Annotated in this window: 27 protein-coding genes; 13 read left to right on the top strand and 14 right to left on the bottom strand. The window is 65.7% G+C overall.

Features of this window, described 5'->3' with window-relative positions; genetic code table 11:
- Nucleotides 1-18: 18 nt before the first annotated feature.
- On the bottom strand, nt 19-1257 hold the full coding sequence (locus tag CIW53_RS05685; protein WP_149364167.1) for a crosslink repair DNA glycosylase YcaQ family protein: 1239 nt from the start codon (nt 1255-1257) through the stop codon (nt 19-21).
- Between the two features lie 188 nt (nt 1258-1445).
- Here CIW53_RS05685 and CIW53_RS05690 point away from each other — a divergent pair, with 188 nt between their 5' ends.
- Both CIW53_RS05690 and CIW53_RS05695 read left to right on the top strand, forming a co-directional pair.
- The gene (locus CIW53_RS05690) at nt 1446-1967 is read left to right on the top strand and encodes a hypothetical protein (protein WP_149363722.1); all 522 of its coding nucleotides are present in this window, start codon (nt 1446-1448) and stop codon (nt 1965-1967) included.
- Between the two features lie 117 nt (nt 1968-2084).
- Nucleotides 2085-3179 carry a phospholipase A gene (locus tag CIW53_RS05695; protein ID WP_149363723.1) on the top strand — a complete coding sequence of 365 codons (1095 nt, stop codon included), beginning with the start codon at nt 2085-2087 and terminating at the stop codon, nt 3177-3179.
- Between the two features lie 380 nt (nt 3180-3559).
- On the opposite strand, the gene CIW53_RS05700 is transcribed toward CIW53_RS05695, so the two are convergent.
- Nucleotides 3560-4042 carry a peptidylprolyl isomerase gene (locus CIW53_RS05700; RefSeq protein WP_149363724.1) on the bottom strand — a complete coding sequence of 161 codons (483 nt, stop codon included), beginning with the start codon at nt 4040-4042 and terminating at the stop codon, nt 3560-3562.
- 189 nt (nt 4043-4231) lie between these two features.
- Between CIW53_RS05700 and dacB the strand changes: the two genes are divergently transcribed.
- Nucleotides 4232-5698: a D-alanyl-D-alanine carboxypeptidase/D-alanyl-D-alanine-endopeptidase gene (dacB, locus tag CIW53_RS05705; protein WP_242451783.1), complete on the top strand. Its 1467-nt coding sequence runs from the start codon at nt 4232-4234 to the stop codon at nt 5696-5698.
- A gap of 12 nt (nt 5699-5710) precedes the next feature.
- Here dacB and CIW53_RS05710 read toward each other — a convergent pair whose 3' ends face one another.
- Nucleotides 5711-6196 carry a glutathione peroxidase gene (locus CIW53_RS05710; RefSeq protein ID WP_149363726.1) on the bottom strand — a complete coding sequence of 162 codons (486 nt, stop codon included), beginning with the start codon at nt 6194-6196 and terminating at the stop codon, nt 5711-5713.
- A gap of 98 nt (nt 6197-6294) precedes the next feature.
- Between CIW53_RS05710 and CIW53_RS05715 the strand changes: the two genes are divergently transcribed.
- The 3 genes from CIW53_RS05715 to CIW53_RS05725 all read left to right on the top strand — a co-directional run bounded on the left by CIW53_RS05715 (nt 6295) and on the right by CIW53_RS05725 (nt 9023).
- On the top strand, nt 6295-7305 hold the full coding sequence (locus CIW53_RS05715; RefSeq protein WP_149363727.1) for a methionine ABC transporter ATP-binding protein: 1011 nt from the start codon (nt 6295-6297) through the stop codon (nt 7303-7305).
- Entirely contained in the window at nt 7302-7979 is a 678-nt protein-coding gene (locus tag CIW53_RS05720; protein ID WP_149363728.1) for a methionine ABC transporter permease, read from the top strand. The genes CIW53_RS05715 and CIW53_RS05720 overlap by 4 nt, the downstream gene beginning before the upstream one ends.
- 222 nt (nt 7980-8201) lie before the next feature.
- Nucleotides 8202-9023 carry a MetQ/NlpA family ABC transporter substrate-binding protein gene (locus tag CIW53_RS05725; protein WP_149363729.1) on the top strand — a complete coding sequence of 274 codons (822 nt, stop codon included), beginning with the start codon at nt 8202-8204 and terminating at the stop codon, nt 9021-9023.
- 30 nt (nt 9024-9053) lie between these two features.
- Here the strand turns inward: CIW53_RS05725 and pncB are convergent, their stop codons facing one another.
- Nucleotides 9054-10238, bottom strand: coding sequence for a nicotinate phosphoribosyltransferase (gene pncB, locus CIW53_RS05730; protein ID WP_149363730.1), 1185 nt, complete (start codon nt 10236-10238; stop codon nt 9054-9056).
- Between the two features lie 338 nt (nt 10239-10576).
- Between pncB and CIW53_RS05735 the strand changes: the two genes are divergently transcribed.
- Nucleotides 10577-11389 (top strand): cytochrome c, encoded by an 813-nt coding sequence (locus tag CIW53_RS05735; protein WP_242451784.1) that lies wholly within the window; start codon nt 10577-10579, stop codon nt 11387-11389.
- Between the two features lie 28 nt (nt 11390-11417).
- On the opposite strand, the gene CIW53_RS05740 is transcribed toward CIW53_RS05735, so the two are convergent.
- The 4 genes from CIW53_RS05740 to CIW53_RS05755 form a co-directional block, all read right to left on the bottom strand.
- On the bottom strand, nt 11418-12431 hold the full coding sequence (locus CIW53_RS05740) for an aminopeptidase (protein WP_149364169.1): 1014 nt from the start codon (nt 12429-12431) through the stop codon (nt 11418-11420).
- 88 nt (nt 12432-12519) lie between these two features.
- Entirely contained in the window at nt 12520-12999 is a 480-nt protein-coding gene (locus CIW53_RS05745) for a hypothetical protein (protein WP_242451785.1), read from the bottom strand.
- Between the two features lie 112 nt (nt 13000-13111).
- Nucleotides 13112-13852 (bottom strand): histone H1-like repetitive region-containing protein, encoded by a 741-nt coding sequence (locus CIW53_RS05750; RefSeq protein WP_149363731.1) that lies wholly within the window; start codon nt 13850-13852, stop codon nt 13112-13114.
- Between the two features lie 133 nt (nt 13853-13985).
- Nucleotides 13986-14597: a rhomboid family intramembrane serine protease gene (locus CIW53_RS05755; RefSeq protein WP_149363732.1), complete on the bottom strand. Its 612-nt coding sequence runs from the start codon at nt 14595-14597 to the stop codon at nt 13986-13988.
- A 131-nt stretch (nt 14598-14728) separates the two neighbouring features.
- On the opposite strand from CIW53_RS05755, the gene CIW53_RS05760 reads away from it, so the two are divergent.
- Nucleotides 14729-15607, top strand: a complete 879-nt coding sequence (locus CIW53_RS05760) for a PhzF family phenazine biosynthesis protein (protein ID WP_149363733.1) — start codon at nt 14729-14731, stop codon at nt 15605-15607.
- Nucleotides 15608-15643: 36 nt separating this feature from the next.
- Here CIW53_RS05760 and CIW53_RS05765 read toward each other — a convergent pair whose 3' ends face one another.
- The 3 genes from CIW53_RS05765 to CIW53_RS05775 form a co-directional block, all read right to left on the bottom strand.
- On the bottom strand, nt 15644-16528 hold the full coding sequence (locus CIW53_RS05765; RefSeq protein ID WP_149363734.1) for an NAD(P)-dependent oxidoreductase: 885 nt from the start codon (nt 16526-16528) through the stop codon (nt 15644-15646).
- A gap of 67 nt (nt 16529-16595) precedes the next feature.
- Nucleotides 16596-16991: a hypothetical protein gene (locus tag CIW53_RS05770; protein WP_149363735.1), complete on the bottom strand. Its 396-nt coding sequence runs from the start codon at nt 16989-16991 to the stop codon at nt 16596-16598.
- Nucleotides 16992-17052: 61 nt separating this feature from the next.
- A complete protein-coding gene (locus tag CIW53_RS05775; RefSeq protein WP_149363736.1) occupies nt 17053-18231 on the bottom strand; it encodes an NAD(P)/FAD-dependent oxidoreductase in 1179 nt (392 codons plus the stop codon).
- A gap of 88 nt (nt 18232-18319) precedes the next feature.
- Between CIW53_RS05775 and CIW53_RS05780 the strand changes: the two genes are divergently transcribed.
- Nucleotides 18320-18802, top strand: coding sequence for a YajQ family cyclic di-GMP-binding protein (locus CIW53_RS05780; protein ID WP_149363737.1), 483 nt, complete (start codon nt 18320-18322; stop codon nt 18800-18802).
- 103 nt (nt 18803-18905) lie between these two features.
- Here the strand turns inward: CIW53_RS05780 and CIW53_RS05785 are convergent, their stop codons facing one another.
- Nucleotides 18906-19559 (bottom strand): NrsF family protein, encoded by a 654-nt coding sequence (locus CIW53_RS05785; RefSeq protein ID WP_149364170.1) that lies wholly within the window; start codon nt 19557-19559, stop codon nt 18906-18908.
- 4 nt (nt 19560-19563) lie between these two features.
- Complete coding sequence (locus CIW53_RS05790; protein WP_242451823.1) at nt 19564-20151, bottom strand: sigma-70 family RNA polymerase sigma factor; 588 nt, start codon at nt 20149-20151, stop codon at nt 19564-19566.
- Nucleotides 20152-20358: 207 nt separating this feature from the next.
- Between CIW53_RS05790 and CIW53_RS05795 the strand changes: the two genes are divergently transcribed.
- The 4 genes from CIW53_RS05795 to CIW53_RS05810 all read left to right on the top strand — a co-directional run bounded on the left by CIW53_RS05795 (nt 20359) and on the right by CIW53_RS05810 (nt 24202).
- Nucleotides 20359-22083, top strand: a complete 1725-nt coding sequence (locus CIW53_RS05795) for a cytochrome c biogenesis protein DipZ (RefSeq protein WP_149363739.1) — start codon at nt 20359-20361, stop codon at nt 22081-22083.
- Nucleotides 22084-22179: 96 nt separating this feature from the next.
- On the top strand, nt 22180-22782 hold the full coding sequence (msrB, locus tag CIW53_RS05800) for a peptide-methionine (R)-S-oxide reductase MsrB (RefSeq protein WP_149363740.1): 603 nt from the start codon (nt 22180-22182) through the stop codon (nt 22780-22782).
- Between the two features lie 98 nt (nt 22783-22880).
- Nucleotides 22881-23714 (top strand): SH3 domain-containing protein, encoded by an 834-nt coding sequence (locus CIW53_RS05805; RefSeq protein WP_149363741.1) that lies wholly within the window; start codon nt 22881-22883, stop codon nt 23712-23714.
- Between the two features lie 59 nt (nt 23715-23773).
- Entirely contained in the window at nt 23774-24202 is a 429-nt protein-coding gene (locus tag CIW53_RS05810; protein ID WP_149363742.1) for an FKBP-type peptidyl-prolyl cis-trans isomerase, read from the top strand.
- On the opposite strand, the gene CIW53_RS05815 is transcribed toward CIW53_RS05810, so the two are convergent.
- Nucleotides 24189-24665 carry a hypothetical protein gene (locus tag CIW53_RS05815; RefSeq protein WP_149363743.1) on the bottom strand — a complete coding sequence of 159 codons (477 nt, stop codon included), beginning with the start codon at nt 24663-24665 and terminating at the stop codon, nt 24189-24191. The two genes, CIW53_RS05810 and CIW53_RS05815, sit on opposite strands and share 14 nt — an antisense overlap.
- Nucleotides 24666-24697: the final 32 nt, after the last annotated feature.

The raw sequence follows: 24697 nt of genomic DNA on the forward strand, positions 1-24697 counted from the left end.
TCCGCCGGGCCCACGGGCTCAGTGAGCAGCCTTCCAGCTGGCGCGCAACTCCCGCGCCAGCGCTGCCGGCACGGTTTTGCCCAGCACGATCTGCGCAGTACCGTGCCAGCATGCGGTCGCCGCGATCGCGCCGGCCAGGTCGCGCGACAGTTGCGGCGTGATTTCCGCGTCGGGCTGCAGGAACAACGCCTTGACCTCGAAAATGCCGTCGCCGCGATGCGCCTTGGCATCAAGCCGGCCTATCAGCCGGCCGCGATGCAGGATCGGCAGCACGAAATAGCCATAGCGCCGCTTCGCCGCCGGCGTGTAGCACTCGATGGTGTACTCGAAATCGAACATCGCCAGCACCCGCGCGCGGTCCCATACCAGCGGATCGAACGGCGAAAGCAAGGCGGTATGCGTGGCGCGCAAGCGGCCTCGTCGGGCCTTGTCCAGCGCTTCGGCGTGGTCGCGGTGCACGTAGCCGGGGCTGGCCCAGCCTTGCACCGGCACGGCAAGCAACTCGCCACTGGCCAGCAGCGGTGTCAATTCGCGATCGGTCACCTTTGGCTTCAGTCGAAAGTAATCCGCGATCCATGCGGCCGGCGTCACGCCCAGCGCACGCACGGTGTCGACGATGGCGCGCTGGCGCTGCACCTCGGCGGAAAGTGCCTCGGCCGCGGCATCGAACGGGGGATCGAGTCGCGCCAGCACGTTCTCGGCGAGGTCATACACGCGCTGGAAATTCTCGCGCCGCGCCACCATCAGTTCGCCCAGCGCAAACCAGGCCTCCAGCCAGCGTTTTTCCGGCTTCCACGCCCACCAACCGGGCTTGTCGGCAGCCCGGCTGCGCGCAAAATCCGCCGCGCGCACCGGGCCGGAGGCACGAATGTCGGCCAGCATCTTTTCCATGTCGGCGCGTTGCTCGCGATGCATCCTTGCCGCGTTGCGTTGGGCCCAGTGGTGTGTGCGTCGATCGTGTCCGCCGCGATGCCGGGCGATGTCCGCGGCGCTGACGAAACACGCCTCGTGCGCCCAGCATTCGGCCAGTTGGCCATTGGCCAGCGCCTCGTCCAGCCACGTCATCGGGTAATAGCCGAGCCGCGAGTGCAGCACCAGGTACGGGCTGCGCGCCACGACGTGGATGGTGTCGATCTGCAACAGGCACATGCGCTCGATCGCCGCCACCAGGTCGGCGCGCCGCGGGTTTCGACGCAGCGGCTGGAGCAGGCCCTGCGCGTACAGCTGCAGCAGGCGCGCGTGGGTCAGGCTGAGCACCCGCGGTGCAGCTGAAGCGGGGTTCAACGACACGGCGCCTTCACGGTTTCATGACCAGGATATTGAGCCGGCATATACAAAACCCCTGTTAGCGTGAATTCGCGTTGGGTGCCGGCGGATGCCATTCGCGTCGACAGACAGCACCTCCACACGATCCCTCCGCACCATTCTGGCATGGAGTACCGAAGATGAAATTCCACAAACCGTTGTTGACCACCCTCGCCGCCGGCGCGCTGCTGTTCGCCGGCAGCGTGATCGCCCAGGATGCGCCGGTGCCGCCACCGCCGCCGACGGACAACATGTCGCCACCGGTCCCGCCGACGCCACCCGCCGCCCCGGAGTCGCCTGCGCCGCCGACCTCCGCTGACATGCCCGCGGCACCGCCACCACCGGCAGACATGCCGGCGACGCCACCGCCGCCACCCGCACCAGCCGACACCATGGCAACGCCTCCGCCCGCAGGCGACACGACGGCGCCGCCCGCATCTGCCGCGCCGGCCGGACAAATCGAAGTGCATTCGAGCATGCCCGAACCGCCGCCGGCCGGTCCGGCCCCGAGCTTCGAGCAGCTGTCCGGCGGCGCGAAATTCATCAGCGAAGAACAAGCCGTGGCTTATCCGCCGCTGGCCAACGATTTCCTTTACGCCGACCACAATCGCAACGGCAAGATCAGCAAGAGCGAATACGAAAAGTGGGTTGCACAAAAATAGAAATGACGCTGACGCCGACACGCCGGCTGCCCGCGCAGCCGGCGTGTTCATGTTCGTCACGGCAGTGGCTGGCGGCTCGGCTAGACTGACCGACCCTCTTGCCAGGACTTCCCCTTCATGAAGCGATTGACCGCCACCGTCTTCGTGGCGTTGTCCGCAGGCTCCATTGCCGTTCCTGTCCATGCACAAAACCCGGACCCGACCGACATCCGCGCCTGCACCGCGATCGAAAGCGATTCGCAGCGGCTGGCCTGCTATGACCACGCCACAGGCCGGGTGAACCTGCCGGTTGCGCAGAAGCGGGGCAACCCGGAAACCGGCACACCAAGCATCTTCAGCCGCGATCGCCGCAGTGCCGGCACGACCGAGGCGGAGCTCAATGCCGAAGTGGCGACGCCGATGTCGTTGCTCGACAGCCGTTGGGAACTGTCTGCGGAAAACAAGCTCGGCACCTTCAACATCCGCGGTTACAAGCCGGTCTATGTGCTGCCAGCGTTCGCCACCAGCAATCAGAACAATCAGCCGCACAGCCCGAATCCCGACAATACGGTGGTCGGCAGCGAACAGTTGGACAACGTCGAGGCCAAGTTCCAGCTCAGCCTGAAAACCAAGGTCTGGCAAGGCGTGTTCGGCGATGTCGGCGACGTGTGGATCGGCTATACCCAGTCATCGCGCTGGCAGGTCTACAACACGCGCCTGTCGCGCCCGTTCCGGGAAACCGACTACGAACCCGAAGCGATGCTGGTGTTCGATACCCACTACCACGTGCTCGGGTGGGACGGCCGCCTGCTCGGCATCGGCGTCGACCACCAGTCCAATGGCCGCAGCAATCCCTTGTCGCGCAGTTGGAACCGGATCGTCGCGAACGTCGGCTTCGAGCGCGATGGCTGGACCGTGATGGTGCGTCCGTGGTGGCGCATTCCCGAGGCGGCCAGCGACGACAACAACCCCGACATCAGCGACTACATGGGCCGGGGCGAGGTGGCGATCGTGCATGAATGGCACGGTCAGGAATTCGGCATGCTGCTGCGCCATTCCATGCGCGGCGGCAGCCGCAGCCACGGCGCGGCCCGCTTCAGCTGGAGCTTCCCGATGGCCGGCAACCTGCGCGGCTATGCCGAAGTGTTCAAGGGCTACGGCGAGAGCTTGATCGACTACAACCACAACGCCACTTATGTCGGCTTGGGCATTTCGTTGCTCGACTGGTACTGAGAGGTCGTGACTGTTCAACCTCGAAGCCCGGCCTGGACAAGGCCATGGCGAGGGCATGGCGAGGGCATGGATGCCCGAGTTGAGGCAACGCAGGAGCAGTTGCCCGATGCCCGGGTTGAGGCAACGCTGTAGCAATTGCCCGATGGCCGGGTTGAGGCAACGCAGTAGCAATTGCCCGATGCCCAGGTTGGGCAACGCAATAGCAATTGCCCGACGGCCGGTCGCGGATCGGGCACGCCAGTGCCTGACTCGCGACAGAGGAAAACCACAGGAGGTGTTTTTCTTCACAGGCTCCGAATCCGCGCAGAAAAACGAAGGCCCGGTGATTCGCCATCACCGGGCCTTCATGCTTGCCGGATCGCGGCCAGGCCGCGAGGCGATCAGTGGTGATGACCACCGGCGCCATGCACGTGACCGTGCTCCAGCTCCTCGGCAGAGGCATCGCGCACGCCGGTCACTTCGATCGCGAAATGCAGGGTCTTGCCGGCCAACGGATGGTTGCCGTCAATGAACACCTTGTCGTTCTCGACCCTGGTGACGGTGACGTTGATCTCGCCCTGCGGGCCACGTCCCTGGAACTGCATGCCCGGCTGGATGTCCTCGACACCCTGGAACGCCTCGCGCGGCACTTCCTGCATCAGTTCGGCATGATGCACGCCGTAGCCCTCTTCCGGTGTCACGTCGGCGTTGAACTTGTCGCCGACCACGCGACCGGCCATCTGCTTCTCGAGGCCCGGCACGATATGTCCGCCACCGTGCAGGTAGGTCAACGGCTCACGGCCTTCGGAACTGTCGATGACCTGGCCCTGGTCATCGGTCAGCGTGTAATGGAAGGAGGCAACGGAGTTCGGGGAAATCTGCATGCAAGTCTCACGGATAGGTTCGAGTCCACCGGCTACACGCCGATACGAATCGTCAAGTTTACCAGAACCCCGATAAACGACTCTGCGGCCGCTGCGAGGATTGGCGATACTGTGGACATGAATACGTCGTCATGCCGTACACGTTGCGTTTCCGTCCTGCTTCACATTTCATGCGCGGTCGCCGCCTCCATGACCACCGCCGCGGCGGCGTCACCGCCGGCCACCACGCGCGCCGGGCTGACCGCACAAATCGAAGCCATCGTCGCCCAGCCGCGATTCGCAAAGGCCACGTGGGGCATCGCCGTGACCTCGCTCGACGACGGGCGCACCTTGTACAAGCATCGCGCCGATCGTCTGATGCAGCCTGCGTCGACCGCCAAGCTGTTCACCGCCGCCGTGAGCCTGTCCACCCTTGGTCCCGACTACCGGATTCCCACCCGCCTGCTGGCCGACGGCACGATTCGGGATGGCCGTCTGGATGGCGCGCTGATCCTGCGCGGCATGGGCGATCCGACCCTGGGCACCGCCGGCAGCACCGACTGGGCCGATCAACTGGCCAGCCAGTTGGCCGCGCGCGGCGTGAAGCGCATACATGGCGACCTGATCGCCGACGACAGCTATTTCAGCGGGCCCTCGTTCGGCACCGGCTGGGAGGCCGGCGACCTGCAAAGCTGGTTTGCGGTGCCTTCGTCCGCGCTCAGCGTGCAGGAAAACGTCGTCCGCGTCACGGTGCGCCCCGGCAGCGCCGTCGGTCTTCCGGCGGTGCTCGACTTCGCTCCTGCCGAAGCCAGGCCCGAGGTACTCGGCCAGTTGACCACCACCCCGCCACGCGCACCGGGCGACATCAATCTGTATCGCGCGCCCGGAGAGGCCACGTTGTATGCGTTCGGCACCATCGCGGCCAACACGCCGCCGCAACGATTCAAGCTCGCGCTGACCGACCCGGCCCTGATCGCCGGCAGGCAATTGCGGCAGGCGCTGGCACGCCACGGCATCCGGATCAGCGGCAAGTTGCGCGTGCTGCACTGGCCGCAGGATGACAGTGTGCTGCTGGCCCATGCCGACCTGCTGGCGGAAGTACTGTCGCCGCCGCTATGGCAGATCCTGCAGCGTGGCCTGAAGCGCTCGCAGAACCTCTACCTGCAGAACCTGCTGCTGAGCGTCGGCGCGTACACGCAGGCTCTCGCGGTGAATGACGCCCCGCCCGGCTTCACCAGCACCGAAACCCGCGGCATCCATGCACTGGACCAGCTCATGGCGAAGATAGGCGTCCAGAGCTCGGCCAGCCTGATCAGCGAAGGCGCCGGGCTGTCGCGGCGCGACCTGGTCACGCCCAACGCAATGGTGCGCCTGCTCGCCTACCTCGCCGCGCAGCCCTACGCGCAGCGGCTGCGCCAGGCCCTGCCGATCGCCGGTGTCGACGGCACCCTGAGCGGCCACATGCGCCACACCGCGGCGGAGAACAATGTGCATGCGAAGAGCGGCAGCATGACGTACGTGCACTGCCTGGCCGGTTATGTCACCAGCGCGGCGGGCGAACGGCTTGCGTTCGCGATCATGCTCAACAACTACGATCGGCCGGACGGCGCGCCCCTTGCCAGCAGCGACGTGGACGCGATCGCGGTGCTGCTGGCGAACTATCGCGGCCGCGATTGAGCGTCCGTACGCTCAGCTCGCGAGCCGGGCCTGCGTGTCCTTGCCGATCTTCTCCGGCGTGTCGGTGGAGGCATAGCGTTTCACCACCTGGCCGTCCGCATCGACCAGGAACTTGGTGAAATTCCACTTGATCGATTCACTGCCGAGGATGCCCTTGCCCTCGCTCTTCAGCCATTTGTAGAGCGGGTCGGCGTGCTCGCCATTCACCTCGACCTTGGCGAACATGGGAAAAGTCACGTCGTACTGGGTACTGCAGAACGTCTTGATCTCGGCCTCGTCGCCGGGTTCCTGATGGCCGAACTGGTCGCATGGGAAACCCAGCACCACCAGACCCCGGTCGCGCTGGTCCTGCCACAGCGTTTCCAGCCCCCGATATTGCGGGGTGAAGCCGCATTTGGAGGCGACATTGACGATCAACAGCGTCTTGCCACGCCATTCGGAAAGCGAACGCGGGTTGCCGTCGATATCGCGGACGGTGAAATCGTAGACGCTGGACATGGACGGGCTCCGTCTGATGGGTCAATCCGGCAGCATACGCCATCGACCGTGATGTCCGTGACATAGAATGGCCCACCACCCGCAAGCCAGGCTCCGTCGTGATCCGCTTCGTCGATGTCCACAAGTCCTACCGCGTCGACGGCAAGGACATTCCCGCGCTGCAGCCGTTCAGTCTCGACATCGCCGATGGCGAGGTGTTCGGCATCATCGGCCTGTCCGGAGCCGGCAAATCGACGCTTATACGGCTGATCAACCTGCTCGAACGACCCAGCGGCGGGCACATCTTCGTCGGCGACACCGAGATGACCGCGCTGGCCGAACCGGCGTTGCGCGCGCAACGGCGCCAGATCGGCATGATCTTCCAGCACTTCAACCTGCTCGCCTCGCAGACGGTGGCGGACAATGTGGCATTCCCGCTGCGACTGGCCGGCGAACGCGATGCCCATGCATTGCGCGCACGCGTCGACGAGCTGCTGGCGCGAGTGGGTCTGACCGCGCACGCCGACAAGTACCCGTCGCAGCTTTCCGGCGGGCAGAAGCAGCGCGTCGGCATCGCCCGCGCGCTGGCCAACCGGCCGTCGATCCTGCTGTGCGACGAGGCCACCAGTGCGCTCGACCCGCAGACCACCGCCTCGGTGCTGGAGCTGCTGGCCGAGATCAACCGCGAGCTGAAACTCACCATCGTGCTGATCACCCACGAGATGGACGTGGTGCGCCGCGTGTGCGATCGCGTGGCGGTGCTCGACGCCGGCGCGATCGTGGAGCGCGGCGCGGTCGCCGACGTATTCCTGCATCCGCAGCATCCCACCACCAAGCGCTTCGTCAACGAGGCGCTGCCGGAAGAAGCAGCCAGCGAGCTGGCGCCATTCGTGCGGGTGCCCGGACGCATCCTGCGCCTGAGCTTCCGCGGCGACACCACGCTGACGCCGGCACTCGGCCGCGTGGCGCGCGAGACCGGAGTCGAGTTCAACATCCTCGCCGGCCGCATCGACCGCATCAAGGACCTGCCCTATGGCCAGCTCACCCTGGCGATGCAGGGCGAACGGGTGGACGCCGCACTCGCCGCGCTGCGCGAGGCCGGCATCGAAATCGAGGAGTTGCGCCGATGAACCCGCTGCAGAAACTCTTTCCGAACATCGACGACTGGAGCGAGATCGGCCGCGCCTGCATCGACACCCTGCTGATGCTGGGCGGCTCGCTGGCGCTCACCGTGCTGATCGGCCTGCCGCTGGGCGTGCTGCTGTACCTCACCGGCAAGGGTCAGCTGCGGCCGATGCCGAAGCTCTATGCGATCGCCTCGCTGCTGGTGAACATCCTGCGCTCGGTGCCGTTCATCATCCTGATGATCGTGCTGATGCCGGTCACCTATGCCCTGGTGGGCACCAAGCTGGGCATCCGCGGCGCGATCCCGCCGCTGGTGATCGGTGCGGCGCCGTTCTTCGCACGGTTGGTGGAGACCGCGCTGCGCGAGGTGCAGCAGGGCGTGATCGAGGCCAGCCAGGCGATGGGTGCCAGCCTGTGGCAGATCGTGCGCCACGTCTTGCTGCCCGAAGCGCGTGGCGGCCTGTTCGCCGGCATCACGGTCACCGCGATCGCCCTGGTCGGCTATACCGCGATGGGCGGCGCGATCGGCTCAGGCGGCCTCGGCGACCTGGCCTACCGCTACGGTTATCTCAGCTACAAGTCCGACTACATGCTGGTCACCGTGGTGCTGTTGATCGTGCTGGTGCAGTTGCTGCAGATGATCGGCGACCACATCGTGACGCGTTATAAGCAACGCTGATCTGGTTATTTGGGTCTGGCGGCATGGGCGGTCTAGTTTCGTTGACCGCCCATGAGAATCGCCGCCATGAGATTGCTGCTCGCCACCGTCGCCGCCATCCTGGCCCTACTCCTGCTGGCCGGCTATGCGTCGCCGAAGTCCTGATGCGTTGCCATGCTGATCCACGTTTGCGTTTGGCAGTATAGACGGCTTATTATTGTGCGCCGCACAAGTGAATCTGCCATGAGAAAGCTGCTTGCCGTCCTTGCCGTCCTTGCCGTCCTTGCCGTCGCCCTGACCCTGCCGATGCTCGCCGGCTGCTCCGGTGGTTCCGGCAAGCAGGACGACAACGTCCTCACCGTGGCCGCCACCGCGGTACCCCACGCCGAGATCCTCAAGCAGGTGAAGCCACTGCTGGCGAAGGAAGGCGTGGACTTGCAGGTCAAGGTATTCGCCGACTACGTGCAGCCGAATACCCAAGTGGCCGAGAAGAACATCGATCTGAACTACTTCCAGACCAAGCCCTACCTGGATGCGTTCAATCGCCAGCGCGGCACGCACCTGACCATCATCACCGGCGTGCACATCGAGCCGTTCGGGGCATATTCGAGAAAGTACAAGAGCATCGACCAGTTGCCGGACGGCGCCAGCGTCACGATCCCGAACGACCCCAGCAACAACAGCCGCGCGCTGCTGTTGCTGGCCAGGCATGGCCTGATCACGCTGAAGGATCCGAACGACCAGACGTCCACGCTGAAGGACATCACCGCGAACCCGAAGCACCTGAAATTCCGCGAGCTGGAAGCGGCCATGCTGCCGCGTACGCTGGACGAAGTGGACCTGTCCCTGATCAACACCAACTACGCGCTGGCCGCGGGCCTCAACCCGACCCGGGACGCGCTGCTGATCGAGGACAAGGATTCGCCTTACGTGAACTACCTGGTCGGCCGCCCCGACAACCAGCACGACCCGCGCGTGCAGAAACTGGCCAAGGCGCTGACCAGCCCGGAGATCCGGGCGTTCATCGAAAAGAAGTACCACGGCGCCGTGCTGCCGGCATTCTGACAAGCCATTCCGCATGCGCGCAGGGGGCTTTCACCCCTGCGACGCGGGAATCTCGAACACCTGGCGCAGATAGGCCACGTACGCCTCGTCCTCGCACATGTTCTTGCCCGGCGAGTCGCTCAGCTTGGCCACCGGCTGGCCGTTGCAGCGAATCATCTTGATCACGATGTTGAGCGGCGTCGGCCCCACGTCGTTGGTGAGGTTGGTGCCGACGCCGAACGCGATCTGGCAGCGACCACGGAAATGCGCATACAGCTGCATCACCTTGGGGATGTCGAGGCCGTCGCTGAACACCAGTACCTTGTTGAGCGGGTCGACGCGGTTCGCGCAGTAGTGCGCCAGCACCTTCTCGCCCCACTCGAACGGATCGCCGGAGTCGTGACGGGTGCCGTCGAACAGCTTGCAGAAGTACATGTCGAAATCGCGCAGAAACGCGTTGAGCCCGTAGACATCCGACAACGCAATGCCCAGGTCGCCGCGGTACTCCTTCGCCCAGGCTTCCAGCGCCGCCACCTGCGAGTCGCGCAACCTCGGGCCCAGCGCCTGGTGTGCCTGCAGGTATTCGTGCGCCAGCGTACCCAACGGGGTGAGGTTGAGCTTTCGGGCCAGCCACACGTTGCTGGTGCCAGCCAGTTGCGCGCCGAGCCCGTCGCGCAACGTGGTCACCACTTCTTCCTGCCACACCCGCGAATAGCGTCGGCGCGTCCCGTAGTCGGCGATCCTGCAACCGCCGTAATCGGCCGTGTCGCGCAGCAGCGCGATTTTCGCCAGCAGCCGCCGGCGGCCTTCGGCGAAATCGAGCCCGGCGCCGACGTGCCGGAAATACACTTCGTTGACGATCGCGAGCAACGGCACTTCGAACAGGATCGTGTGCAGCCACGGGCCGCGGATGCGGATATCGATCTCGCCATTGGCGGCCACCGATGGCGAAATCGCCACATACTTCTCGTTGAGCTGAAACAGCGCCAGGAAATCGACGAAGTCGCTCTTGATGAAGCGCCACGTGCGCAGGTAGTCGAGTTCATCGGGCGTGAAGCGCAACTGGCAGAGCGCCTTCAACTCGGCGCGGATCTCATCGATATATGGCACCAGGTCGATGCCCGGATTGCGGCACTTGAAGCGATATTCGACCTGCGCCGCCGGATACTGGTGCAAGACCACCTGCATCATCGAGAATTTGTACAGGTCGGTATCGAGCAGCGAGTCGATGATCATGGGTGGCTCATGTGGGAGGGCTTGTACGAGCGGTGCATTATCCGCGCGGCCATCCCGAAAGGCCCGTCCCGGCTTCAGGCAAAATAAACCCCACCAGCCAGGGGAGGACTGATGGGGTTTGTCAGGCGGCCTCCAGGGGAGGAAAGACCGGCCCCTCGGTGGCATGAAAAAACGACGCCACCTCTGGTCGCCATCACGGCGATGCAAGTGGTTAGTGTGGACGTATCGTTGTGAGTTCAACGTGTACTGCGACCCGCGTTCAGCCTGCCGACAGGCTGCGACGCCATTCGCGAAGGTTATTGAGCCCTTTCCATTCTCACCTTGACCGGAGTTGCATCGTGAATCTGCTGCGCCGCTTGTGCATGTCGCTGCTCTGCCTTCCGTGGCTGGCGCACGCCGCCGAGCTGAAAATCGATCAGGGCCACGGTGTCTTCACCTACCGCACCGACGCCCTGCTGGAGCGCGACGACGTGCGTACGATCAGCGTACCTGCCGACGTCGCCTTCCATCGTGCCATGCATTACCGCGCTATCCCGCTGGCAGCATTGTTGAGGGAGACCGGACCCGCGGACCACCTGCAGTTCGTGGGCAATGACGGTTTTTCGGCCGAAATCCCGGGTGCGTTGATCCTGAACGGGCGTGGCAGCGAAGCGTGGCTGGCGATCGAGGATCCGGCCCGGCCCTGGCCCGCGTTGCCGGAGAACCATGGCAGCGCCGGCCCGTTCTATGTCGTCTGGACCCAACCGCAGGCCGCCGGCGTCAACCCCGAACAATGGCCATACCAACTGGCAACCATCAGCAAGCTCGACAGCGTGACCGACCGTTTCCCGGCGACCCGGCCCGATCCGTCACTTCCGCCGGACAGCGAAGTGCGGCGGGGCTTTGCGGTATTCCAGCGCACCTGCCTGGCTTGTCACACGCTCAACGGCCAGGGCAACGCGAAGCTCGGCCCCGACCTGAACATCCCGCACAATCCCACCGAATATCTGCCCGCCGACCTGCTGCGCGCCTTCATCCGCAACCCGCAATCGCTGCACCGCTGGCCGCAGGCAAAGATGCCTGGATTCGACCGGCAAGCCCTGTCCGACGCCGACCTCGACGCCATGTTGGCCTATCTGCGGCACATGGCAGGACGAAAAGCCGGGCCGTGAATAGCCGTGGCAAGCCCGGCGAACGCGTTCACGACCCGGATGAACGCAGTGCCTGCAGCGCCTGCTCGCGTTGCGACTTGGGCATGCCAGCCAGTGTCCGCACGCTGGCGTAGAACGCCGGCCAGTGGCTCTCGGCGCGCCGGAACAGCACGGCGAATGCCGACGTCCACTGGTCGTACAGGCCGAACGGCAACAGTCGCGCATTGTTGATGGGCTGCGCCACCCAGCTGTCATAGCGGTGATTGCCGGGCCAGTCGCGCCCGCGCCACTGTGCGTAGCGCCGACGGAACGCCGCGATCTCGCGCTGCTTGCCGGCGGCCATCGCCGCCTCGTCGACCGCACTGGCATACAGCGCTTTCAGGCGCGCGCGCAGGTCCAGCACCAGCCTGGTGAACCCGTCATCCATCGCGCGTGTGGGCTCATGCGGTGGCAGGTTGCGCAACTGGCGCCACTCGCGCAACCCCTCGGTCTGCACGAAGGTGGCGAAGGATTCGTTGAATGCGGTGTCGCCCTTCACGTAGATCAGCTGATGCGCCAGTTCGTGGAAGATGGTGCTGTCCAGTTCGTCGTCATCCCAGCGCAGCATGCTCGACAGGATCGGATCGGCAAACCAGCCGAGCGTGGAATACGCCGGCACGCCGCCGACCCATACATCGTCGCCGCGTGCCTGCAGCCGCGCCGCATCCGCCTTCGCATCGGCTTTCTTGAACCAGCCGCGATAGGCGACGCAACCGGCGATCGGAAAACACTGCGGCACGGCGTGCACCGAGAATCGCGGTGTGGCGAACACGTTCCACACCACGTACGGGCGATCCAGCGCGACGTAACCCGTGTAGCTGCGGTTGTCCGGCAAACCCAGCCGCTGCGAGGCAAACCGGCGTGCCTGCTGCGCCAGTTGCAGGCGCGCGGCAAGTTGTGGATCGGTGGCCGGATCGCGTACCAGCCTGCTTATCTTGCGTTGATGAACGATCAGGCGGCCTTGACCGTGCGCCGCCTGCGCGTAGTAACGCAGGCTGCTGCAGGCACCCAGCAAAAGGCCCATCGCCATGATGGCGATGAGCCGTGGGAACGCGATGCGGAACGGCCTGGACTGACCTCGGGACATGCCGCGATTGTGCCTGAAGCGTCAGCTAATCCTGATCGCGACGATGATCGCGATCGCCACCACGTCCACGGCGATCGCCGCCGTGCGTCCTGTCGTGACCACGATCGTCCGACGAGGGCCGGCCATTGCCGCGTTCCTGATGGCCTCGGTAGTCGCCGCCCTGCTCCTGGCGGTGTCCGCCGGCATCGCCACGACCGCGCCAATGGCCTTCATGGCCGCGATAGTCCCGATGACCGCGGTAGCCTCGATCACCGTCGCGGCGATAGTGCGAGTCGCTGTACCACACGCTCACGCCGGGCGCATAACCGTAGCCGCCGTCATAGCCGCTGCCGTAATAACCATCGTAGTAGCCGGGCTCGACGACGTAGTCGCTGCCGCCACGCCCGTAATAGGCGTCGCCGCTGTAACCGGAGCCGCGCACATAGCTGTAGCCCGGATCGTAATAACAGCCCGAAAGCGTCGTTGCGGCGACGATCAGGGCGAGACTGGCCAGCAGGCGTTTCATGATCCGTCTCCACAGGAAATGACGGCACCACGGTAAAGCGCGGTGTTTGAACGCGTACTGAGCTGTCGGCGCTTGCCACGCCGACGTTTACCCGCCAGCCATGTGTCCGCGATCAGGCCCTGCGCTTGCTCTGTTCGCCACGCTGGGGCGCCAGCACGCGGCCATCGCCACCTTCGCCACCCGTCTCGGCCGCCATCGGCGGATGCAATTCGGCAGCATGGGTACCGGGCTGTGCGGGATTGGCGTCCGGCCAGCTGGGGCCTTGCCGCACGCGCTCTTGCTTGGCTTCGAGCAGCGCCTGGATCTTCGCGACGGCGTCTTCCTGGCTGATGTGGTGAATCGGCGCTTCCACGGTCGCGCGCTTGCGGGTGGCCGGCTTGCCGGCAGCCGAAGCGGGTTTCGACGGCGAGCGGGGTTTCGCGGCAACCTTCATCGACGGCTTGCTGGCCGCCTGCCCGGCAGCCGGACGTCGCGTGGCTGCGATCGGCTTCGCCACCTTCTTTGCCGCCGCCTTTTTCACGGCAACCTTCTTCGCCACGACCTTTTTCGGAGCGGCCTTCTTCGCAACCGGGGCCTTCCTGGCACTCTTCTTCGCGGCCACTTTCTTCGCCGCAGTCTTTTTCACGGCGGGCTTTTTCGCTGCAGCCTTCTTGACCGCGGCCTTGCGCGCGGCGGGTTTCTTCGTCGCCGACTTTCGGGCGGCGACTTTCTTTGCGGCCGTCTTGCGTGGCGCGGCCTTGGCGGCACTGCGCGCCGATGCCTTCTTTGCAGACGTCTTCTTCGGGGCTGCCTTTTTGGCGGTCGCTTTCTTTGCCGCGGACTTCTTCGCAGCCGACTTGCGGGTCATAGCCATGCGTTCGTTCTCCTGCGGTGGTCGATGGAACCGTTGTCAGTATGCACGCCTTGGACGCGAACAGACACGCCACGCACAAGAACCGTTCATCATCCGCACCTCAAAACGGATGCCGCGACGACCCGCCGATGGCTCATCGAAAACCCGGCTGCAGCAGCGCGTCGAGAAAGTGCGGCAGCACCCGGGGGTCCACCAGCACGGTGAAGATCACGCCATAGGCCGCGCCCCACAGATGTGCGCTGTGGTTGACATTGCCCTGACCGCGCCGATCCATGTAGATCGAATAGCCGGTGTACAACAGCGCATAGATGATCGCCGGGACGGGCAAGGCAAAGAAGACATAGATCTTCGTCCACGGTGCCAGCAGGATGAACGCGAACAGCACTGCCGACACCGCACCGGAGGCGCCGAGGCTTCGATAGTTCGGGTTGCCGCGATTCTTCAGGTAAGTCGGAAGTATCGAGATCACCAGCCCGCCGAGATAGAACAGCGCGAAGCCGAACGTGCCCAGCGTTCCCGTGAAGAAGCTTTCCATCGCCCGCCCGAAAAAGAACAGGGTGAGCATGTTCACCAGCAGATGGGAAAAGTCCGCATGGACCAGGCCGTAGGTCACCAGTCGATGGTATTCGCGCTGCCGCGCGATCGCCGGCGGCCACAGGATCAGGTCGTTCATCAGCCGGCTGTTCTTGAACGCGATGACGGATACCAGACACGTGATGGCGACGATGATCAGGGTGATCGGCATGGCGATTCCGCAGCGGCAAAGTCTGTCATCTTGGCGATCCGACACCCTCTTGTCGACCGGGGATGCCCAGAACATCGCCCCAGGGCTATCATTCGGTGCTTTGCGCGGTCATTCGCCGCCCGACGGACATCATGGCCTCGCTTCGCTACCTGCATCTGGACGTCTTTGCCGCCACTCTCGGCGGCGGCAACCACCTGGGCGTGGTGATCGGTGCGGATGACTGGAATGCAGAGGCGATGCAGCGCTTCGCGCGCTGGACGGCGCTGGTCGAAACCACGTTCCTGCTGCCGCCGACGGATCCCAAGGCAAGCTACCGCGTGCGCATTTTCACCCCGCACAACGAAATCCCGTTCGCCGGCCATCCGAGCATCGGCAGCGCGCACGCGGCTCTCGAATGCGGCTTGGCCGAGCCACATGATGGCCTGCTGTGGCAGCAATGCGGCGCCGGCGTGTTGCCGATCCGGGTCGAGCACGGCGACGCCAATCGCGAGCTGTTGCTGCAATCACCCGGGGAGCGCGTGCTGGACACCGGCCTTGCTGCTCACCGCTTGCTCGCGCCCTCGCTGGCCGGCATCGGGCTCGGCGCGTTGCCACCGGCGCTGGTCGACGGCGGCCGCCGCTGGTGGCTGGCCGAAGTCGCCGACGAGGCCAGCCTGCGCGCATGGCAGCCCGATCACGCCGTGATCGGCGCGCTGGCGCACGCCAGCGAAAGCATGGGCCTTTGTGCGTTCGCGCGCAGCAGCCATAGCGATTTCCAGCTCGTGGTGCGGGCTTTTCCGGCCGGTGTCGGCATCGTCGAAGACCCCGCCTCCGGTGCAGCCAACGGCCTGATCGCTGCCTATATCGCCCACGCCGAACCGCACGGCGCCTTGGCGCGCGGCTACCAGGTCAGCCAGGGGCGCGAGATCGGGCATGACGCACGGCTGGTCGTGCATATCGACGGCAGCGCCATCTGGGTCGGCGGGCGCAGTCACACCGTGATCGACGGCACGCTGGAGTGGACGCCTTAACAGCCGGCAGAGCGGACCTGCACGATCAGGTGGCGATCATCCGCGTTCGTCCAGGTGCGCCCGGCGCGCTGCCACCAGTGCCAGCGCCGACCAGTCCAGCTCTTCGTCGCCGGCGGCCAGCGCCTCCAGCAGGCTGTCGCGCAGCACCCCGGCAAACGGCAGCGGCACCCGCGCCGATTCGGCCGCCGCCTGGGCCAGCCCGACATCCTTGAAGCCCAGCGGCAACGGAAAGCCAGCCGGCTTGAAGCGCTGCTCGGCAATCAGCCGGCCGTAGCCCTGATACGCCGGCGCCGCGAACAATGTGTTCGTCATCACCTCGAGGAAGTCCGCCGCGCTGACGCCATAAGCACGGGTCAAAGCCGTGGCCTCGGCCATGCTTTCGATCGCGCTGGCCAGCATGAAATTGCCGGCGATCTTCGCCACGTTCGCGCGTTCCGGTGCGTCCCCCAGCGGCCACACCTTGCTGCCCATCGCCTCCAGCAGCGGCCGCACTTTCTCGATCGCTGCTGGTTTGCCGGCCGCGAGGATGTTCAACTTCCCCGCGGCCGCGATATCCGGCCGTCCAAACACCGGCGCGGCCACGTACTCCAGCTCGCGCTTCGCATGTTCGTCGGCCAGTTCTTTCGCCAGCGCCACCGAAATCGTGGCGTGATTGACGTGCACGGTGCCGCGATCCATCGCATCCAGCAATCCGCTGTCGAGAATGACCTCGCGCACGGCCTGGTCGTTCGCCAGCATGCTGCACAGCACTTCGCCCTGCGCGGCACGATCGGCTGTGCGCGCCACCTTGGCGCCCAGTGAGGCCAATGGCTCGGTCGCCGCCGTGGAGCGGTTCCATACCGTCAAGGCATGGCCGGCCGCAAGCAGGTTGCTGGCCATCGCACTGCCCATCGCGCCGAGACCGATGAATCCGACTTTCATGCGAGTACCTCGTGATGATCCGGCGTGCAGTCAAACACGCGGGGCGTTCAGGAATCGCGAAGCCTCGCTAGCGCAGGTCAGGCAATGCATCCAGACATTTTCCCCTGCACAGATAGCGCGCGTTCACTCCAGCGCCGTCGTAAAGGTATGCGGCTCCGCCGGCAAATATCTGCCATTGATAGCGATGGCCCGAGATGTCGATGGATCCTTCATAGCTGCACGGGAGAATCATCGCCTCATCGTGGAATGTGGCCGGGTCCATTTTCCCGGCCAGCGTGAAGTAGGTGATCACGTTGGCCCTGGTCAGGACGAGCGAACTGCAGATGTCGTGGTCCGGCTGTCGGGAATCGATGTGCCTGGACATGGAGAGGACCTCCATGCCGCCGGCATCGCGAACGGGCACGCACGCGATCAGCAGCAAAGTCAGCAGCAGTCCGGCTCCCGGACGCATCAGGCATTTCATGGCACCGCTCCCGAGATCAGCATGCCCAACAGCCGCTCGCTCTGTGCGTCGCAACCGAAACCTAAGCCACCGCGCCCGCCGCCTGCCCCGATGCCCACGCCCACTGGAAGTTGTAGCCGCCCAGCCAGCCGGTGACGTCGACAACCTCGCCGATGAAGTGCAGGCCCGGCACGAGTTTCGATTGCATCGTACTGGAGGACAGTCCGTCGGTGTCGACGCCGCCCAGGGTGACTTCGGCCGTGCGATAGCCCTCGGTGCCGCTGGCCGTGATCGGCCACGTGTTGAGCGCGGCGCCCACTTCCCTCAGCTCGGCATCGCGATACTGGCGCATCGGTCGGCTTTCAAACCATTGCTCGCACAACCGTTGCGCCAGCCGCTTTGGCAGAACATCGCCGAGCACGGTTTTCAGCTCGGCCTGCGGTCGCGCGCCGCGCTGTTCGGCCAACCATTCGCCCACGTCCCGATCGGGCAGCAGATCGATGCGCAAGTCGTCACCGGGTTGCCAGTACGACGAAATCTGCAGGATCGCCGGGCCGCTGATGCCGCGGTGGGTGAACAGCAACCCGGCACGGAACGACTGCTTGCCCACCTGCGATTCCACCGTGGGCAGGGCCACGCCGGCGAGATCCTGGTAATGCTCCTGGTGCCTGCCACTCAGCGTCAACGGCACCAGCCCGGCGCGGGTAGGCAACACGTTGTGGCCGAACTGGCGCGCCAGTTCGTAACCGAAACCGCTGGCGCCCATGCTCGGAATCGACAGGCCGCCGCTGGCGACCACCAGCGACTGCGCATGCACCTCGCCACGTGTCGTGTGCACGCTGAAACCCTCCGGCGTCCTGCGCACGCGCTGCACGCCGCAGCCCGCCTCCACCACGACGCCGGCCTCAGCGCATTCGTCCAGCAGCATGCGCACGATCTGTTTCGAGGAGTCGTCGCAGAACAACTGGCCAAGCTCTTTTTCGTGGTATGCGATGCGGTGCTTCTCGACCAGCGCGATGAAATCCCACGGCGTGTAGCGCGCCAACGCGGACTTGGCGAAGTGCGGATTGGCCGACAGGTAGTTGGCGGGCGTCGCGCCCGTGTTGGTGAAATTGCAGCGCCCACCGCCGGACATCAGGATTTTCTTGCCGACCTTGTTGGCGTGATCGACCACCAGCACGCGGCGGCCGCGCTGGCCCGCGGCGATCGCGCACATCAGCCCGGCCGCGCCGGCGCCGATGATCAATACGTCCACTTTCACGAATCCGCGTCCTCGCGCCGCACAGGTCGCGCATTATCGCCCAGCCGCATCGCTTACACTGGACTGCCGTCTCCAACGAGCCATCGCCATGCCTTCCTTTGACGTGATTTCCGAAGTCGACAAGCATGAATTGACCAACGCGGTCGACCAGGCCAATCGTGAACTGACTACTCGTTTCGACTTCAAGGGCGTGGACGCGAAATACGTCATGGACGATTTCGTGATCACCCAGACCGCGCCCAGCGAATTCCAGCTGCAGCAGATGCTGGACATCCTGCGTGCCCGGCTGGTGGCGCGCAAGATCGACATCCGCGCGCTGGACGTGGCCGATCCGGAAACCAACCTGGGCGGCTCGCGCCAGAAGGTCACCGTCAAGCAGGGCATCGAGCAGCCGGTCGCGAAGAAGCTGGTGGCCGAACTGAAGGCGGCCAAGCTCAAGATCGAGGCGCAGATCAACGGCGACAAGCTGCGCGTCACCGGCAAGAAGCGCGACGACTTGCAGGCGGCGATGGCCGTGCTGCGCAAGTCCGACGTCGAACTGCCGCTGCAGTTCGACAATTTCCGCGACTGACAACGCTATCCGTGGGAGCGACTTCAGCCGCGACCTCTTGAGGTTGATGGAGCCAGATCAAGAGCATCGCGGCTGAAGCCGCTCCCACGAGAACCGCGCCCGGTCAGGCTTTCGACAGCAGCCGCCCGCCCATCGCGGCGTTGAGCGCCACCACCGCCGCCACGGCCAGCGCATGCGTCAGCAGATCGGTGGCCGCAGAGTCGAACGCGTGGCAGATCTCCAGCAGGCTGGCCGAGGCCGCCGCGCTGGCCAGGCCGATCAGCACCGCGGTGAGCACCGGTCGCAACGGACAGGCTCGGCGCAGCAGCACGACAAGCAGCGCTGACAACGGGATCGAAAAGCCGATGATGAAGAGCAGGCAATCGGCGGACTGATGCGCGCCAGCGATCGCGGTGCCCGGAGCGATCCACGTGCGCAGGCAACCGAGACCGCTGGCACCGATCCACAGCAGCGCGCCCGGCAGCGGCAGCCACGCCCAGGCCGCGTTTCGCCCCGGCACACCCAGCGCAAACGCCGCCCACGCCGCACTCACGGCAGTGATCACCGCACCGATGCCGGCCCAGGCCAGATCCGGCGTGGCGGCCCAGCGCCGCAGCATCGGCTGCGCGCCGTAATGCATGAGCAGCACCACCGCGAATGCCGCCACCAGCAGCAGCCAGCCAGCGGTGCGCAACCATGCCGGCAACAGACGCCGCACCGGCACCAGCCCGGTACCGAGCCGGTCGATCAACGCCTCGACGGAGCGCGGGTCGGACATCACGTCATGGTTCTCCATGGAAACGTTCGCGCAGCGTCTTCAGCGCGCGATGCAGGTTCACTTTCAGCGCGCCGGTGTTGCGGCCGGTCAGTTCGGCCGCCTCGTCCAGCGAACGCTCCTTCAGGCCCAGTTGCTCGACCGCTTCGCGCTGGCCAGGCGGGAGCTCAGCGATCGCCTCGTGCAGGCGCCGTGCACGCTGCTCGCTTTCGGTGGCGGCGCTGGCATCGTCCGCGTCCGGATGACGATCGAGCGCGAAATCGTCTTGCAGTTCGCGACTGTCGCGACGACCGCGACTGCGCAACGCATCGATCGCGCGGCGGTTGGCGATCGCAGTAAGCCATGCGTCGTACGAGCGGGCCGGATCATAGGTATGGCGAACGCGATGCACGGTGATCAGGGTCTCCTGCACCACGTCGTCCAGATGATCCGGCGCCACGCCTTGTCGCCGCGCGGCCGCGCGGATCAGCGCGACCGAATCGCCCAGCAGCTTCTCGTAGGCACGCCGATCGCCGCCCTGCGCAGCCGCCATCCACGCCGCCCGGCGCTGGCCGGGCGATTCGCTGTCGTTTGCCGCGGTGAGATCGGCTGGCACGGTCTGGTCGAGACTCGCCCACAGGGAAAGTCCACTATCTAGACCCATCAGGCCGGTGGCGGTCAAGACTTGCGACATGCGCGCTCCACGGTGAGGCCCTTCAGCATGTCTTCGCTGCATCCCCTGCCGACGTTACGTCGTACATGCATGTAACCACCGCCGGCGCCCCGGCGAATAACCCCACGACCTCCCACGGATGCCGCTCCCATGCTCGTGTTGATCCTCGCCTACCTCGGCGGTGTACTGACCATCCTCAGCCCCTGCATCCTGCCGGTGCTGCCGTTCGTGTTTGCCCGCTCGGACAAACCGTTCATGCGCAACGGTTTCCCGATGCTGCTGGGCATGGCGATCACGTTTTCCGCGGTGGCCACGCTGGCCGCGCTGGGCGGCGGCTGGGCGGTACACGCGAACCAGTACGGCCGCATCGTCGCGCTGGTGGTGCTGGCGTTTCTTGGCCTGACCTTGCTGTCGACCCATCTGGCCGAATGGATCACGCGCCCGTTCGTGGCCTTGGGCAATCGCCTGTCGCAACGATCCTCCACCGGCGACGGCGATTCGATCTGGGGCGCGGCCGGCCTCGGCGTCGCCACCGGCCTGTTGTGGGCGCCGTGCGCGGGACCGATCCTGGGCCTGCTGCTGACCGGTGCGGCGCTGAACGGCGCCAGCGTGCAGACCACCTTGCTGCTGCTCACCTATGCCGCCGGTGCAGCCACTTCGCTCGGCCTGGCGCTGCTGATCGGCGGCAAGGTGTTCGCCCTGATGAAGCGCTCGCTCGGCGCCGGCGAATGGGTGCGCCGTGCGCTTGGCGCGCTGGTGCTGTGCGGCGTGGCGGCGATCGCGCTGGGCCTGGATACCGGCCTGCTCACCCGCGTCTCGCTGGCCAGCACCGGCGGCATCGAACAGAAGCTGATCGACACCGTGCGTCCGGCGCCAGCGCCGCAGCCGGAGCTGAAGGCCGGCGAGCCGCTGCCGGTGGAAGGCACGTTCCCGTCGCTGGCCGGTGCCACAAAATGGCTGAACAGCCCGCCGCTGACCACCGGATCGCTGCGCGGCAAAGTGGTGCTGGTCGATTTCTGGACGTACTCGTGCATCAACTGCATCCGCTCGCTGCCGTACGTGCGCGGCTGGGCCGACAAGTACAAGGACCACGGCCTGGTGGTGATCGGCGTGCACGCGCCGGAGTTCGCGTTCGAGAAGGATCCGGCGAACGTCGCCAAGGCGGTGAAGGACCTTGGCGTCGATTACCCGGTCGCGCTGGACAACGACTATGCGATCTGGAGGGGCTTCAACAACGAGTACTGGCCGGCGCACTACTTCATCGACGCGCAGGGACAGATCCGCCATCACCACTTCGGTGAAGGCGAATATCGTCAGAGCGAGGACGTGATCCGCCAGCTGCTGACTGCGGCCGGCCAGAAGAACCTGCCGGGCGGCTACGTGAGCGACGCCCATCGCGGTGTCGAAGCCGCCGCGTCGAACGATCCCACCCGGTCGCCGGAGACCTATGTCGGCTATGCGCGCGCCCGGAACTTCGTCGGCGGCCGGGTCGTGCATGACGATGCGCATGACTACCAGGCTCCCGGCACGCTGGCCGCGGATCAGTGGTCGTTCGACGGGCGCTGGACCGTGCACGACGAGAACGCGCAACTGGACAAGGCCGGTGGCGGCATCGTCTACCGTTTCCGCGGCCGCGACCTGCATCTGGTGCTCGGCCCCGCCAGCGACGGCAAGCCGATCCGCTTTCGCGTGACCCTCGACGGCAAGTCGCCCGGTGCCGATCACGGCATGGATACCGACGCCGACGGCAACGGCACCATCACCGGCCAGCGCTTGTACCAGCTGGTGCGCCAGGCCAATGGCAGCGGCGAGCGGTTGTTCGAGATCACCTTCCTCGACCCGGGTGTGCAGGCCTACGCGTTCACGTTCGGCTGATCTGCGGCCACTCTGCTGTGGGAGCGACTTCAGTCGCGACGCTCCCACACCAAATAGCGATCGCGACTGAAGTCGCTCCCACATGCGGAGGTTGCCATGTCACGTCTTGATGAAACACTCGCGATGGATCGCCGCGGTTTCCTGCGCACCGCGCTCGGCGGCGGCGCGCTGCTGGCCGTCGGCGGCGGCCTCCTGGCGCCGCGCCTTTACGCAGCCGCGAACACGCCGGTCGGCAAGCCCGGCAATGTACTGCTGGAAATCTTCGCGGACGACGGCCGCGACCTCGGCCCGCGCCAGGTGCCGAAGCTGGTGCTGAGCGAAGCGCAATGGCGGCAACGATTGCCGCCGGCGTCGTACGAGATCATGCGCCGCAACGGCACCGAACTTGCCTTCAGCGGTAATCACGAAAAGCCCGCCGTCGCCGGCCTGTTCCGCTGCATGGCCTGCGCCAACGCGTTGTACGACGCAGCGACCGAGTTCGACTCCGGCACCGGCTGGCCCAGCTTCTGGCAACCCATCGCCGCACGCAACGTGACCGAACGCCGCGACCACCTGTTCGGCATGGAACGCACCGCGATCAGCTGCGCCGGTTGCGACAGCCACCTCGGCCACGTCTTCAACGACGGCCCTCGGCCGACCGGACTGCGCTACTGCATGAACTCGGTAGCCCTTCGGTTTGTGGCGCGAACCGCAGGCTGAACCGCGCATGCACGGGGCGGCGATCGCCACGACTTCCTCACATCGCCGGGTGCATAAGCTGGAGGCAGTCGCCACGGCGTCCGCTGGAGATCGCCTGCATGAAACACGTGACCCGGTTCGTTCTTGCCTTCGTCTCGCTGGTGTCGCTTTCCCTGGGCGTGCCTGCGCTGGCGCATGCCGCGGATGCCTACGTCACCGGCAACGTCAACCTGCGCGCCGGTCCCGATCCGAGCTACCCGCTGATCGACCGGATTCCCGCCGGCACCGAAGTCGATGTGCAGGGCTGCACCGATGGCTGGGAATGGTGCGATGTGATCGTCTACGGAAATCGCGGCTGGGTGGCCGGCAACTACATCGAATACGAATATCAGGACCAGCCGGTATTGCTGCCGCGATACGGTGCGCAAATCGGCATTCCGATCATCAGCTTCACGATCGGATCCTACTGGGACAACTACTATCGCGGCCGCCCGTTCTACCGCGATCGCGACCACTGGTATCACCGTCGCATCGAGCGCCGCCCCGCTCCGCCACCGATTCGCCACCCGTATCGCAGGCCGGTGCATGGCAATGCGCGGCCCACCCGTCCGACCCATCCCGACCCGATGGGACCGCGTCGCATCGATCAAGGTCACCGGCCGCCGCAACAGCAGCGTTCCGCTCCGCAGCTGCAGCAACGCACCGCCCCTTCGCGGCCAGCGCAGGCAGCGCAGGCAGCGCCGACGCCGCACCCCGCGCCCGCTGTCCGACAGCAGGCGCGCCCAGCCGCGCCCGCGCGCCATGCGGCTCCGGTCCAGCAGGTGCATCCGACCCATGACAACCGGTCACAGGGCACGGGCCATCCGCCACCGGCGAAACATGACGCCAACGGGAGAAAGCCTCCCGCTGCCGGGGACAAGAAAAACCGACACGACCACGATGACGGTCACTGATCGACCCCGGCGAAGCCCTCCGTTTAGACTGATGGCCTCTACCCGGTCGGGATGGAACGATGCGTCGAAGCTTGCTGCGGTGTGTTGCCCTGATGCTGGTCGCCGCTGCGGCGGCACCGGTCGCGCTGGCCGCCGATGGCCTCACCGCGTTGACCGTGGTCGACCTGAAGGTCGGTACCGGTGCGCTCGCCCGTGACGGCATGCAGGTCGAGCTGAACTACACCGGCTGGCTCTATGACGCCAGCGCCCCGGACCACCACGGCGCAAGAATCGACAGCTCCTACGATCATGGCCAGACCATTACCTTCACCCTCGGCGAAGGCAAGGTCATCGCCGGCTGGGACAAGGGCATCAAGGGCATGCACGTGGGCGGCAAGCGCACCCTGCTGATCCCGCCCCGGCTGGGCTACCGCGGTCGACGCGTCGGCAAACTCGTGCCACCCAACGCATCGCTGGTGTTCGACGTCGACCTGGTCAGCGTGCACTAGAACCCCATGGCCACCAGCCGTAACCGTGGCGCGCGTAGCGGTCGGCGGCACGTTCGAACGGGTTGCGTACACTGATTCCGCCACACAAAAGATAGATTGGCAGGAACAGCGGACCCAGCAGCATGTACTGATAGACATGTGCACGCTCGTGATCGGCCAATGACACCGGCGGCTCGATCGCGCGGCCGGCACGATGCGCGTAGGTGAGGCATGGTCGGTCCAGCCGCTCGCCGGTGTGCACGATCACATTGCCCAGGGTCAGCGCGCCGCCCGCACCCCACGGCCAGCACCGCACGACCAGCGCCAGCACGTCCGGCTGCCAGCGCATGCGCGCGCCGAAGGCAAGTCCGATCACGCCCACCGACAATCCTGCAATGCTGTTCGGCAAAGTCCACGCCATGCCGAGCACGATCGCACCGCGCGACAGCCCGCTCTGGCGGAATGAATGGGTGTCTCGCGGCATGTTCGGTCGCCTTGATTCGTGATTGCCCGTCG

Origin of the sequence: Rhodanobacter sp. T12-5, from assembly GCF_008329435.1 — a bacterium.
GTDB lineage: Bacteria > Pseudomonadota > Gammaproteobacteria > Xanthomonadales > Rhodanobacteraceae > Rhodanobacter.